Source organism: Kribbella caucasensis (genome assembly GCF_004361855.1).
GTDB classification, from domain to species: domain Bacteria; phylum Actinomycetota; class Actinomycetes; order Propionibacteriales; family Kribbellaceae; genus Kribbella; species Kribbella caucasensis.
The window spans coordinates 1-12,086 of record NZ_SNWQ01000033.1 but is presented as its reverse complement, the minus strand read 5'-3'; the positions used below and the strand labels follow the sequence as shown (position 1 = coordinate 12,086).

The 12,086-nt window shown below is 67.1% G+C and carries 14 protein-coding genes; 5 read left to right on the top strand and 9 right to left on the bottom strand.

Annotated elements, in window-relative coordinates:
• Window positions 1–31: 31 nt before the first annotated feature.
• The 3 genes from EV643_RS39440 to EV643_RS39430 form a co-directional block, all read right to left on the bottom strand.
• A complete protein-coding gene (locus tag EV643_RS39440; protein WP_133805347.1) occupies window positions 32–496 on the bottom strand; it encodes a hypothetical protein in 465 nt (154 codons plus the stop codon).
• Between the two features lie 117 nt (window positions 497–613).
• Window positions 614–1,201, bottom strand: a complete 588-nt coding sequence (locus tag EV643_RS39435; RefSeq protein WP_133805346.1) for a hypothetical protein — start codon at window positions 1,199–1,201, stop codon at window positions 614–616.
• Window positions 1,202–1,611: 410 nt separating this feature from the next.
• Entirely contained in the window at window positions 1,612–1,824 is a 213-nt protein-coding gene (locus EV643_RS39430) for a hypothetical protein (protein ID WP_133805345.1), read from the bottom strand.
• A gap of 171 nt (window positions 1,825–1,995) precedes the next feature.
• Between EV643_RS39430 and EV643_RS39425 the strand changes: the two genes are divergently transcribed.
• On the top strand, window positions 1,996–2,304 hold the full coding sequence (locus EV643_RS39425; protein WP_133805344.1) for a hypothetical protein: 309 nt from the start codon (window positions 1,996–1,998) through the stop codon (window positions 2,302–2,304).
• A 100-nt stretch (window positions 2,305–2,404) separates the two neighbouring features.
• Here the strand turns inward: EV643_RS39425 and EV643_RS39420 are convergent, their stop codons facing one another.
• On the bottom strand, window positions 2,405–3,673 hold the full coding sequence (locus tag EV643_RS39420; protein WP_133805343.1) for an IS110 family RNA-guided transposase: 1,269 nt from the start codon (window positions 3,671–3,673) through the stop codon (window positions 2,405–2,407).
• Window positions 3,674–3,921: 248 nt separating this feature from the next.
• The gene (locus tag EV643_RS39415; protein WP_133805342.1) at window positions 3,922–4,341 is read right to left on the bottom strand and encodes a hypothetical protein; all 420 of its coding nucleotides are present in this window, start codon (window positions 4,339–4,341) and stop codon (window positions 3,922–3,924) included.
• Between the two features lie 840 nt (window positions 4,342–5,181).
• Here EV643_RS39415 and EV643_RS39405 point away from each other — a divergent pair.
• Window positions 5,182–6,003, top strand: a complete 822-nt coding sequence (locus tag EV643_RS39405) for a DUF6299 family protein (protein ID WP_133805340.1) — start codon at window positions 5,182–5,184, stop codon at window positions 6,001–6,003.
• A 5-nt stretch (window positions 6,004–6,008) separates the two neighbouring features.
• Window positions 6,009–7,214, top strand: coding sequence for a S8 family serine peptidase (locus EV643_RS39400; RefSeq protein WP_133805339.1), 1,206 nt, complete (start codon window positions 6,009–6,011; stop codon window positions 7,212–7,214).
• Here EV643_RS39400 and EV643_RS46595 read toward each other — a convergent pair whose 3' ends face one another.
• Both EV643_RS46595 and EV643_RS39385 read right to left on the bottom strand, forming a co-directional pair.
• Window positions 7,215–7,346 carry a hypothetical protein gene (locus EV643_RS46595; protein WP_255513085.1) on the bottom strand — a complete coding sequence of 44 codons (132 nt, stop codon included), beginning with the start codon at window positions 7,344–7,346 and terminating at the stop codon, window positions 7,215–7,217.
• A gap of 845 nt (window positions 7,347–8,191) precedes the next feature.
• On the bottom strand, window positions 8,192–9,226 hold the full coding sequence (locus EV643_RS39385; protein WP_133805337.1) for a hypothetical protein: 1,035 nt from the start codon (window positions 9,224–9,226) through the stop codon (window positions 8,192–8,194).
• Window positions 9,227–9,411: 185 nt separating this feature from the next.
• Here EV643_RS39385 and EV643_RS39380 point away from each other — a divergent pair, with 185 nt between their 5' ends.
• Window positions 9,412–10,269 carry an alpha/beta hydrolase gene (locus tag EV643_RS39380; RefSeq protein ID WP_133805336.1) on the top strand — a complete coding sequence of 286 codons (858 nt, stop codon included), beginning with the start codon at window positions 9,412–9,414 and terminating at the stop codon, window positions 10,267–10,269.
• On the opposite strand, the gene EV643_RS46590 is transcribed toward EV643_RS39380, so the two are convergent.
• Complete coding sequence (locus tag EV643_RS46590) at window positions 10,266–10,397, bottom strand: hypothetical protein (protein ID WP_255513084.1); 132 nt, start codon at window positions 10,395–10,397, stop codon at window positions 10,266–10,268. The two genes, EV643_RS39380 and EV643_RS46590, sit on opposite strands and share 4 nt — an antisense overlap.
• A 206-nt stretch (window positions 10,398–10,603) precedes the next feature.
• Between EV643_RS46590 and EV643_RS39375 the strand changes: the two genes are divergently transcribed.
• Entirely contained in the window at window positions 10,604–11,500 is an 897-nt protein-coding gene (locus tag EV643_RS39375; protein WP_133805335.1) for a hypothetical protein, read from the top strand.
• Here the strand turns inward: EV643_RS39375 and EV643_RS39370 are convergent.
• On the bottom strand, window positions 11,486–12,086 hold a 601-nt coding region (locus EV643_RS39370), incomplete at its 5' end, for an integrase core domain-containing protein (RefSeq protein ID WP_166665745.1). The two genes, EV643_RS39375 and EV643_RS39370, sit on opposite strands and share 15 nt — an antisense overlap.

The window sequence follows — 12,086 nt, the reverse complement described above, 5'->3', positions numbered from 1 at the left end:
CGACTTTGCGGCCCTCACGCATCTGCCGCTGTCAGGCGCTGCGGCATAGCGTTCCGCTCAAGTAGCCGCGTTCCGCGCGGTCATGGGATGTTCGCGGGTGTGCTGTAGCTTCCTCCGCCTCCTCAACCAACCCCTCCAACCACATCTCAAGGACAGGCAGAGAGCTCGCCAACGACAGCGACCAGCCATCCACTTGGCGCTGACCGAGAAGCCGACTGCGGAGCTGCGCCGCTGCATTGGCCAACGCAGCGGCAACGCGGTTGCGCTGAGGTTGGTCGAGGCTGTCCAGGAACAGACCATGGTTCGCAGCAGCGCCGGCCATCACGTCCTCGTCGGCAGGATCCTCGACTAGCTCGGTGGCGACGTCCACGAGCATCGCGAATGCCCGGTTCGACACCATCCACGGCTCGGCCTGGCCGGGCACGACTACGACAACCCCCATACTGCCTCCGACGACCTCGACGCCAATCACAAACGGTTCTACGTCGCTGAACATCCTGACATGCCGCGATCCGCGCGGTCATGCCGATGTGCGCGCGCCTGGGTTTCGCGGTTTTCTGCGTTTCTGCGGCACCGATTCCCCCGGTGGCCGACTTGCCCCGAGGACAGGGCGTCATCGAGTGCTGGCGTGCCTGGACCTGCGCCAACTGAAGCGGCGCCAGCCGGTCGCTCGTTCCCGCTCGGGTGCCGCCGCGGGTGCGGTCGTCACGCGCTCCTCCGGCGTCACCGCCTGCGCAGCGCGTTCGACCTCCCGGACGCCCACCACGGCGAACCTGCCCAACGCGAACGCGGCCAAGAACACGATCGTGACGCCGAGTCCACCGAAGAAGCCGACGTACTCGAGGAATTGCCGCGTCGTGCCGCCGATCGGCTCACCGACCGTCGGGCTCTCCCAGACCGCCGAGAGCGGAACGCCGAGAACGAACCACGCTCCGCTTAACGCGGCCAACCAGCCCCCGAGCATCGCCGCCGCGCGGTTGGCACTGCCGAGCACCAGCAGCCCGCCGAGCACGACGCCGGCACCCGGCAGGATCTCCAGGAGGAGCCTGCCCGTTGTGTAGTCCCACGTGTTGTCGGGCGTGTAGGCGTAGTCGAAGTACGGACCGACGAACGGAATGAAAGCGCCCCACACGCCGAGCAGTACGAGCAACGTGCCACTGACGGCTCCGCGACTCCGCGGAACCCACATCGTCCCAGTCACGACAATCACCTTCTGAAAGCTCGCGTTGGACGGAGATACTTCGATCGTCCCTCTTTGGTGGCGTGCTCTCAAACGCCAAACCGGCGTTCGCCATGAACCTCAGATAGCCGACATACCCGGCCGACCTCCAGGCCGTGAGTGGCCGTCCGAGCAGCCGGTACGACCCGCGTCGACCAGCCCCTGGCCGGCCGGCGTGCCTAGCGAGATCGGGCAGGCAACAACGACAACCTGCCCGCCGCCGCGCACCAGTCGCCCTGCTTAGGGAGTATCTGGCATGGGAAGCCAGCCACGACGACGAGGTGCTCGGCAGCTAATTGTCGACCGCTGGGGCGAGTCAGCCCAGCGGTCGTGCGAGGGCGTGGCGAGCGACTACCGGGGCGAGGTCATCCGGACATGCCGCGTTGCGCGCCTCACGCATCGAATCGCGGGCGTCCTTCTGCCTCCCACTCGCCTCTGTACTCCTCGAACGAGACGGGCGCGGCGGTTCCGGGGTTGTCGTCGTTTCCGAACTCGAAGCCGCAGTTCCGGCAGACCTCGTAGGACGGCTCACCCAACACGTCCTCGTATCGCGGCGCAAGGGCCACGCCGTTTGGAGGCGGTGTTGTCAGCTCGTCGCTCCGCAAACAGGACACTCGATCACGCATCCCAACCTGCTTCATGCCCGGCGCGAGTGCACGGATCTGCCGGGATCCGCTCTGTCGTGCCATCGCGGCCAGGCGTGACCCGGTGAGGTCGATCGGCGGAGCTGCCGAAGATACCGTGGCCGGGAAGTATCGAGGACGGAGGTTCGGCAGATGTACGCAGTGGTGAGGCTCAACACCTGGGACGACGCCAAGCGGGCTGCGGCGGCCGGTGACGTCGCTGAGTTCGACCGGATCCACTCCGAGCAGCCGGGGTTCCTCGGCAGCCTCGTAGTGGACTTGGGTCGGGGACGCAACGCGATCGTCAACCTATGGGTGTCCGAGGAGCAGGCGACCGCGGCGCTGCCCGTCGTGGGTCCCGCCGTCGGGCGGCTGCTGGAGCCGTTGATGGCGGAGCCGTCGCAGCTAGTTGGCACCGGTGAGGTCATCCAAGGCGCGGAGCTGGTGGACGGCGCGTCCTGAACACCCACCCGGCAATCTGCTTGGGCCGTCCTGTCATGCGGCCGATCGCGCGGTCATGGCTCCCCTCTGTGTCAAGGGAGGTACTCGTTCCCCGCCTTGGTCAGGATGCGCCGGTCCTCGCCGGTGTCAAGCAAAGTGCGCTTGACGTCGGCTGTGGGTCGGCGCTGCTGAGTGGGCGCGGGGTCGAGGGGGTGAAGAACGGGCTGTGTGTGGGCGTATGGTCGTCGGTGGCGGGCCCGGGAAGTGACTTGTCCGAAGAACCGGCGTGGGGATGTGAGCCGGTCACGCTGGAGTCGGTAGACGTTCCCCGGTGTCCTCCCGGGCCCGTCCCCGTCTGGGCCAGCGCGTCGTTGAGCATCTGGTGGTAAACGATGTCGGAGAGTCGTCGCTTCACGCATCGCATCGCCTCCATCGGCGCTTTGCCGTCGGCCTTCTTCCGCTCGTAGTAGTCACGGCCCTGGCTGGGGTTGCGGATCTGGACGCGGGCCATGATGTGCAGCACGCGGTTGATCTGCCGGTTGCCCGCGCGGGAGAGCCGGTGGCGGACCTGGTCGCCGGAGGAGGCGTCGATGGGCGCGGTGCCGTTCCAGGACGCGAAGTGCGCCTTGGTCGGGAACCGGGTGATGTCGCCGACCTCCACGAGTAGCCGGGCCGCGCCCGATGGGCCGATGCCGTTGAGGTCCAGCAGTCCAGTCCCGGTGGCGGCGACGAGCTCGGTGAGCTCCTTGTTGGCGGCCTTCTTCCGCGCGTAGATCCGCTCCAGGTCGCTGATCAGTTCCGCGGCGACCCGTCGTCGGGTCCTCCCTGCAGCGTCACGGGGTCGGACCTTCGCGAGCAGTGCCTTGGCCTGGCGGGCCGACAGGTCCTTCTTCGCCCCACCGGGGATCAGTTCCAACAGCAGCTGGTGCAGCTGCGACACCATCCGGGTGTGGTCCTCACCCAGCGACCGGCGCCGGTCAACCAGGATCCGCAGCACCGCGAGCTGCTCGTCATTGACCACCGGACGCAGCCCCGTCATCCGCGTCCCGACCAGCGCGACCGAGTGCGCGTCGGTGGCATCGGTCTTGCGTCCCTGCCCGGTCGCGAAGACCCGTGCCCGGGCTGACAGCTTCGGCGGCACATCAACGACCTGTTCACCGTCGGCGAGCAGCCGATTCGCGAGGTGCTTACCGATCCCGGCACAGCCCTCGATCGCCCAGACCCGGTCCGGCCACTGCCTGCCATACCGCAGCAAGGCGGCGTAGCCGTCGCGGTCGGTGCCGAACCGGCAACCACCAAGGATGGTCTCGTTCGCGGACATGACCTCGACGGTGGCTGAGCGCTTGTGCGGGTCCATGCCGATGACCACGCGACCTGATGTGGAGCTCATTGGTCCTCCCCATGCTCGGTTCGATGTTGGTTATCGAGCCGGGAGGGCAACGCTGCTTCGAGCCGCGCAAACCCCTCTTGAGCCTCTCCTGGCCCCAGCGACGCCCGGCCCGCGCAGGCCAAATGAGAGCCACACGACCAGCGTGGGCAGCCGAAAAGGGAGCGACGAGCCGAGCGCCTGGACCAAGCCTCGCCAGGATTGGTCCTACGGGCAATTCAACAAGCAGCCGATGACCGAGCGATTGACCTTCATCGCGGTTCTGGGTTCGGAAGACCGGCGGCGGTCCTGTGGACAAGCGGGTCGCGATTTTCACCGGCCCAGCGCACGACCGCATCCGCCGCTGACTCGAACGCCTCAGTCAACGCGGTCGCGGTGCCGACGAGCCGTTCTTCGCTACGTACCACGTGCATGTTGTGGTCGGGATCGCACCAGCACGCAACTTCGATCGTCGCGGACACGGTCAGCCGTGGCCGCTGCTCCCGAACAAGACAAAGCGCGAGCTCCAGCCAGTCGCTGAGGTTGTTGGAGAGCGTCAGCGTCGTCCCAAGAACGACCAACCGGATGCCCTTGTCGACCGGATCCTTTCGCAGGTTCTCCGGCCACCAGTCCCATCGGAAGGTGGCGTCCGGCAATCGCACCGCTTCGACTCCTCTCGCGGCAGCCCGCATCCGTGCGACCTCCCCCGCAAACAAGTCTGGAAACAACGCAGTCAGATCGGCACCCTCGAACGTCTCAAGCCCCACGCGGCGACTCTAACGTCGTCCCGTCCGCTCATGCCGCATTGCGTGCTGGCTGCAGCGGGGTGATGCGTGTAATCCTCGCGTCGTGACGCAGGCCGAGAGGTTTCGAGAGCCGTGGATGGGCCTCAACGACCGCACTGCTAAGGCGCTTGAGACAGAAGCCCTGGCCGAAATCGGTCCTGGGCATGACCTGCACGGCCTCGAGTTGCGCGCGGTGGCCAGGTGCGCTGGTTGCGGTGACGTCGTCTTCGGCCGGTCTGATCACAGCTGGGCGATCGTGCACCTCACATGGAGCGGGTCCCGACCTGAATCGCCGCCTTGGCCGTAGGCGGCCCGACTAGGTAGCTTTCCCGCCATCGAGGCGGCAATGGACCAACACGAGCACTAACGCGGCAGGGCACTCCAGCGAGGCGAAATCGCTCGCTCATGCCGCAGGCCGGGCGCGAACGCGGGGGTCTCGCGGCCGACCACCTCGATCCGCAGACCGCTGCTGGTGAGCGCCGTTCGCTTCCGCCGAGCGGGCCGAGCCGATCGGTGAAGCTGGTCGAGAAAGCCCCCCGGTGTGCCAACTATCCGGGCCGCGGGGGCATCTACTAGTTGTAGATGAGCCGGCGCTGCACGGCGGCATGGTGCCTGCCGGGTGGGTCTGTCGGGCGCGGCTCAGGGTCGCGGGAGGGATGGTGGCCCGCTGGGTTTCCGGCTACCCAGGCACGTCGTCAGTGACGCGAGGGCGTACTGCAGTGCGCCCGGCACGAAGAGGGGAAGACCATGAGACTTGCACGTCTACGCTACGCGGCCGTTGCCGCGCTGGTGATCGCGACCGTGGTGAACGCCGGTGGCTCGGCGTACGCCGCTGCGCCGAGCAACGACACCTACCCGGGGAGGGTGGTCATCGGTGCGCTGCCGTACTCGGCAACCGTCGACACCACCGAGGCGACCACCGACGCCGACGACGCCGAACTGAACGCCAACTGTGGAGCGCCGGCCACCGACGCGAGCGTCTGGTACCAGCTCACCGCCACGACGGACAGCGGTCTGGTCGCCGACATGTCCACGTCGTCGTACCCGGCCGGGGCGATCGTCGCCACCGGCGCTCCGGGTGCCTGGAACGTTGTGGCGTGCGCGCCCGGCGCGGTGGGCTGGAGCGCGATCGCGGGTGAGACCTACACCATCCTGGTCTTCGACGACCAGTCCGACGGCGCGGGCAACGGCGGCACGCTGAATCTCACGATCGACGTCGCGCCACCGCCGCCGTCCATCGACGTGACCGTCGACCCGACCGCCCGGTTCACCCGCACCGGTTCGGCCATCGTGACCGGCACGGTGACGTGTGACAGCACCGCGGTGTTCGCCTTCCTCGACACCCAGCTGTCGCAGACCGTCGGCCGGTTCGTGGTCCGCGGGTTCAGCACGACCGACATCACCTGTGACGGGACGACCCGGCCCTGGAGCGTCGAGATCACCGCGGACAACGGCACGTTCGCCGGTGGCAAGGCAGCGAGCGTGACCTTCGCGGTGGCGTGCGGCACCTTCGAGTGCGGCGTCGACTTCGAGGAGCGCGTCGTCCGGCTGACCGGCCAGAAGGGCTGAGGACGATGCGTCCGAGACGCTCGACCGTGCTGGTCGCGGCGGTGATCGTCGCGACCAGCACCACGGCGGCAGCTTCCGCGGCTGCAAAGCCACCAGATGGGGCGGTCCGCGGCTCGTACATCGTGACCCTCAGGACCGGTGAACCCGGTGCGGTCGCGAACGAGCATGCCCGGCGGTACTCGGCAGTCGTCGAGCACGTCTACCGCTCCGCCCTGCACGGCTACTCCGCGGTGATGTCGGCCGCGGACGCGCGCCGGCTCGCAGCGGACCCGGCCGTGGCGCGGGTGGTGCCCGACGGGGTGGCGCACGCCGCCACCCAGACGGTACCGCCCGGCATCGACCGGATCGACGCCGACGTGAGTTCCACGGCAGCAGGCAACGGCAAGGGTGCGGTCGACGTCGACATCGCCATCATCGACACCGGCATCGACGCGAAACACCCGGATCTCAAAGTGGTGGGCGGTGTCAACTGCGTCCCTGGCAGCACGTCGTACGACGACCTGAACGGGCACGGCACCCATGTGGCCGGGATCGCGGCGGCGAAGGACAACCACGTCGGTGTGGTCGGGGTGGCGCCGGGTGCGCGACTCTGGGCCGTCCGGGTGCTGAACAGCCAGGGCTCGGGCACCTTCTCGTCGATCATCTGCGGGATCGACTGGGTGACCGCGCACGCCGGAACGATCGAGGTGGCCAACATGAGCCTCGGCGGTTCGGCGGCGGAGGGATCATGCGGGGACGGCGGGATGCATGAGGCGATCTGTGCATCCGTCTCGGCCGGGGTGACCTATGCGGTCGCCGCGGGTAACGCAGCGGCGGACGCGGCCTTCTTCGTCCCGGCGTCCTACGACGAGGTCATCACGGTCTCCGCGTTGACCGACTTCGACGGCGTACCGGGCGGCGTGGGTACACCGACCTGCCAGATCGGCACCGACGACGAGTTCGCGTTCTTCTCGAACTTCGGGGCGGACGTCGACCTGGTGGCGCCGGGCGTGTGCGTGCTGTCCACCTGGCGGGGTGGCGGCTACCGCTCGATCTCCGGTACGTCGATGTCGAGCCCGCACGTCGCCGGAGCCGCTGCGCTGTACAGGTCGACACATCCGGCGGCGACGCCGGCCCAGGTGCAGGCAGCCCTGCAGGGTGCAGGGACGTTCGACTGGACCGCGGATCCCGACGGAGTACAGGAACCCCTCGTCATCGTCGGCGGGTTCTGATCAGAATCCCCGGCTCCACAGGTTGACCGCGTAGGCGACCTCGACGCCGGGGTGCGCCGCGAGGACCTGCTCGGCGATCGCCGGCCCGGAACTCGATCCGGACGACCGCCTCCAGGTCCTCGCGGCGCTCAAATCGCCAGCGGAAGTCCAGCGGGGCGTCCGCGACCGGCAGCCGTCGCGCCTACCGTCCCGGACCTCGACGTTGCCGAGGGCAACGGTACAGCGCCGGGACTGACTGAAGGACCCAGACCTCGGCCGCGTCCCCACCGCCGCGACCGACGAACCATGAACCCGGGACCGCAAGCGCTCGACAGCTGCTTCCCGTTCACGGTCGGAAGCACGCACGCTGTCTGGGTCGGTCACCTTCACCACAGTAGCGAGCGCCAGCTGGTCGAGCGGCACCGCCACATGGATGCGCGTGTAGCCCGCGCCTCCCACGGTCGTGCCGATTTGTGAACGGGAGCACGATTCGTGACGGGCGCGCGCTCCTGGCTGTGCGCGCTGAAGCGAGGGTTGCTGCTTGCAGCGGAAGTTGGGTGGGCGCATGGTGTAGACGTGGCCAGGATGAAGTGGGACGAACTCAGTACTCGCAGGCGTCGCCTCATCATCGTGGGCGGTGCTCTTGAGGGTGCACTAAAAATCGCTGCCCTGGTTGACCTTGCGCGTCGACCGGCTGCTGAAGTCAGAGGGTCCAAGTTGCGCTGGGCGGTCGCCATCACGCTGATCAACTCGGTTGGTGCGCTGCCGATTGCGTACTTCACTCACGGCCGACGAAGGCCGTCCACGACGACGTAGCAGCTCACGTGTCGCGATGCGGGCTGTCGCACGATCATGCCGCGATCCGCGTACTCATGCCAACGTCCGGATCTGCCGCTGATCGCTCGGTCTCAGCGCGAGCGGGCATCGGCTGACCAGCCGACATATCCGTCGTGCTTAACCGGACATGGCAGTCGGTCTGACGAGCCCAGGCAGATCGGTCACTGCCACCGAACGACGCTGTAGCTGTCTGCAAGGTGCACCGGGTCTCGGACCACGACGCAGTTGTGCTCGGGAATCAGTAGTGCGCCGCCGAGATCACTGTGATGGTCGTAGGTGCCCTCGACTTCGAGGGCCACCGAGTTCAGTACGGAGATGGCGTGTCGTGACGCGATCACGATCCGGCCGGAGCTGTCCCGTCCTAGAACCTCGATGCTTTGCTCGGGCGCCGCGGCACTCCACACGGGCGTTAGGGTGCCCGCATCGAAGGCGACCACGTGCGTGGGGTCGATGTTCCAGACATTCGGAAAGGGCGTGTCCTGACGCTCACCACACAGCACCACGACCTGATCTCCGGCCAGGATTGGCCCCTTTCCATAAGGCAGCGGGTGCCGTGCGACGCAGCGTTGTGCCCGCACGTCCAGGTCGGTCGCGACCGCGTGGTACGGGGACCAGCAGCGGTGTCGGCCGTCGCCCAAGGCGTATACCAGCTCGGGAGCACCCATCCGGAGCCGCTGGATCACCGTACCGTCGCGCCGCGAGACCAGGAGCATGGACCGGCCGTGATAGGCGGAGATGCCCAGCACGGTCTCGGACAGCGAGACCATGCGCCCCTGGTACTTGCCAATGCCCCGCCGAACGTTGTCACCGGTTCGCGTCAACGACTCGACGTCAATCCGGCACAGGCCGAAGGTCGCCAGCGCCCACGCCTCACTCGCTCCGTTGGTCTCGCCGTCGTCGAAGACGACATCGCGCAGGTCACCGGCCAGACGCATGCCTGCCCGTAGGTCACCGGTGAGAGGCTCGCAGACGTACAGCTTGCCGCCGGGGAGGGTCGACATCACCGTTGTCGAGTTCGGGACACGGACCATGGCCGAGCCATAGCCAGAGCGCGACGAGCGCGGCAGCGCCCGCCGCAAGACATCAAAGTGCACCGCCGCACTCTCGCCGACCCGGTCCTGGACGTCAACAGACGAGACGCCAGGCATGCCTGCCGACTCCACGCTGATCGCGGTGCGCTTAGTCGACCTCGACATATCGGTCGCACCCACATCTGCCGCGCCCGCATCTGCCGCGTTCCGCGCGCTCATGCCGATGTGAGTGAGTAGGGCACAAGGGGCACCATCGGGGAGCGCCGGAGCTGGCACGGGTTGCGTAGGATGAGCTCGTCGTCGGTTCGCTAGGTCGGATGACTGTCCACTGCGACCGAGAGGAGTTCGGCATGGCGTCCATTTCGGAGCGGGAGAGCAGGGAGATCGAGGCGGCAAACGCCTCCGGCACCACTCCGGTCGTCTTCATCCACGGCCTCTGGCTGCTGCCGAGCAGCTGGGCGAACTGGGCGGACATCTTCAAGCGGGCCGGTTACGCGCCGCTGACGCCGGACTGGCCAGACGATCCCGAAACGGTCGAAGAGGCGCGGGCGAACCCGGACGTCCTCGCCAAGAAGACACTGAAGCAGGTTGCCGACCACACGGCCGATGTGATCGGCAAGCTCGAGAAGAAGCCCGCCGTGATGGGCCACTCGACCGGCGGATTGTTCGCCCAGATGCTCGCCGGCCGTGGGCTCTCGGCAGCCACGGTTGCCATCGACCCGGGCGTGTTTCGCGGCGTCCTGCCGCTGCCCCTCTCCACGCTCAGGGCGGCCGGACCTTTCCTGTTGAACCCCCGGTATCGAGGCCGAGCCATCACGCTCACCTCCGACCAGTTCAAATACGGCTGGACGAACGCCCTCGATGAGGACGAGGCGAAGCGCCTTTACGACGCCTACCACGTGGCCGGGTCGGGGATCGCCCTGGCCCAGATGGCGAACGCCAACCTCAACCCCTGGACCGAGTCGACGGTCGACACGAAGAACCCCGATCGGGGCCCGCTACTGATCCTCGACGGGGAGAAGGACCACACGGTTCCCTGGGCGATCGCCAACGCCTCCTACAAGCGGCAAAAGCGCAACCCGAGCGTCACCGAGATCAAGAAGATGCCCAACCGCGGCCATTCGCTGACCATCGACCACGGCTGGCAGGAGGTCGCGCAGACCGCGCTCGACTTCGTCAAGCGGTTCGTCCCGGCCACGCCGAGCTAGCCGGCCTCGATCTGCCGCCGGAATTTCTCGGCCGGCGGGACGTCGAACAACGAACACCACGTGCTCGTCTGCATCGGGTCGTCGACGTCGACGCGCGCGATCGCGAAGTCAACCGTACGTCCGGTCATGCCGCATAGCGCGTGAACGCCACCTGCTCCGCAACCTGCGGCGAGATCAAGTCCTGCCACCTTCTTGGCTCAAGAAATCGTCTCGCGGGTCACTCCAGTTCATGCCACCGCTATTGGGCAACCCGTTGCGACCGGGGCATCACGAGCAGGGCACGGCGCCCGAATGACGCTGAAACGCGCTTGACCACCGCGAGAAACTTGGGGGCATGATGCTGCGCGTCTACCTGGACCAGAACAAGTGGGTCGATCTGGCGCGCGCCGCGGTCGGCCATCCGCTAGGAGAGCCGTTTCAGGACGCATTGGCGATGTGTCGTGCAGCCGTCCAGTCGGGGATCGTGTCGTTCCCATTGGATATGTACCGGTACTGGGAGACCTCGAAGCGAGGCAGCGACCGCTCCCGTAACGAGGTCGTCGACGTCATGCGCGAACTCTCCCGGCAGCACACGATGGCGGTGCCGGTTGCAGTCTTGGACCACGAACTCGACCTCGCGCTCCAGCGCCGCTACGGGCGGCCCGCCCGTCCGCGCGAACAGAAGGTCTTCGGCGTGGGCCTGCGCCACATCGCCGGAGACCGGATGGAATGGCCCGAACTGGATCTCAGCCGTCACCCCCAAGTCGCGGCCGCACTGCCGCCCGGCGTACGAGCACAGCTCGACAACGCCTTCTGCGAGTACCTGGAGGAGTATCTGCTTCGTGCCGGCCCCACGACATACCGTGGGCTCGGCTTCGATCGTGCCGACTCCAACCACGCCGAGCGGTTCGTTGAGTTCGAGAACAAGCTGTCCGCCGCCATCCAGCAACGCGGGCTCACCGGCGACGCGATCGATATCGCTGTCCGCGCGGCCGACTTCGGTGACATCAAGCCTGCCATCATCGCCGCCCTGCAGAACATCGGCATGACTTACGAGCAGTTTGAGGGCAGCCTCACCGCTCGTGGCCTTCTCCAGTTCATGGACGACCTGCCGACCCGGTACGTCACCAACGTGCTCCGCAGCGCCAAGCACCGACAGACGCAGCAGAAGTGGGAACCCAACGACTTCACCGACATCGTCGCCCCGGAAGCTGTCAAGATTTTTGAGGCGGGTTGGTTAGGGATTCATTGAGTCAACCGGTTGCTGTTCCTTCTCGTCGGGGTCGCTGGGTCTGTTGATCCACGCTGCTGTTGGCAGGGCGGGTGGTTCGGGATGCTTGCGTGCGAACCGTTCGGGGTTGCGCGCGTGGGCCGCGGAGAGCACGACGGCGCGTGCAGCGCGTACGGTCTCGGCGCGTCCGTAGTGGACGTCGATCGGGTGGTGCCAGCCGATGCCGGAGTGGTAGTGCTCGGTGTTGTACCAGGTGAAGAAGCGCTGGCAGAAGGTCCGGGCGTCTTCGATCGAGCCGAACGTGTTGGGGAAGTCGGGCCGGTACTTCAGGGTCTTGTTGTGAACATGAACGCGGGAGGTGGAGAAGCGATGGCGCTTCGCTGAACGCGGTGCTGTGCGAGAGATGGAGGTTTGTTGGCCCTCCAGAGCCGCTCTGCGGGGAGAGGCTCTAAACCACCCCGAGCTGCATTGGCTGAAGACCGTTGTGGTGAACGTCGTGGGAAAAGGCGCGGCCCAATACCGGTAACTTAGGGTCTGGTGCGGTACGGTTGGGGTGTGGCGAGGGTTGGTCAGGTCAAGTCCCGATCGGGTGACAGGTTGACGGATC

Bases quoted from the DNA above. Each gene is read 5' to 3' on its own strand.
- EV643_RS39375 (WP_133805335.1), top strand. From the start codon at position 10,604: ATGATGCTGCGCGTCTACCTGGACCAGAACAAGTGGGTCGATCTGGCG.
- EV643_RS46590 (WP_255513084.1), bottom strand. From the start codon at position 10,397: ATGACCGGACGTACGGTTGACTTCGCGATCGCGCGCGTCGACGTCGAC.
- EV643_RS39380 (WP_133805336.1), top strand. From the start codon at position 9,412: ATGGCGTCCATTTCGGAGCGGGAGAGCAGGGAGATCGAGGCGGCAAAC.
- EV643_RS39415 (WP_133805342.1), bottom strand. From the start codon at position 4,341: ATGCGGGCTGCCGCGAGAGGAGTCGAAGCGGTGCGATTGCCGGACGCC.
- EV643_RS39400 (WP_133805339.1), top strand. From the start codon at position 6,009: ATGCGTCCGAGACGCTCGACCGTGCTGGTCGCGGCGGTGATCGTCGCG.
- EV643_RS39420 (WP_133805343.1), bottom strand. From the start codon at position 3,673: ATGAGCTCCACATCAGGTCGCGTGGTCATCGGCATGGACCCGCACAAG.
- EV643_RS39425 (WP_133805344.1), top strand. From the start codon at position 1,996: ATGTACGCAGTGGTGAGGCTCAACACCTGGGACGACGCCAAGCGGGCT.
- EV643_RS39385 (WP_133805337.1), bottom strand. From the start codon at position 9,226: ATGTCGAGGTCGACTAAGCGCACCGCGATCAGCGTGGAGTCGGCAGGC.
- EV643_RS39405 (WP_133805340.1), top strand. From the start codon at position 5,182: ATGAGACTTGCACGTCTACGCTACGCGGCCGTTGCCGCGCTGGTGATC.
- EV643_RS39440 (WP_133805347.1), bottom strand. From the start codon at position 496: ATGTTCAGCGACGTAGAACCGTTTGTGATTGGCGTCGAGGTCGTCGGA.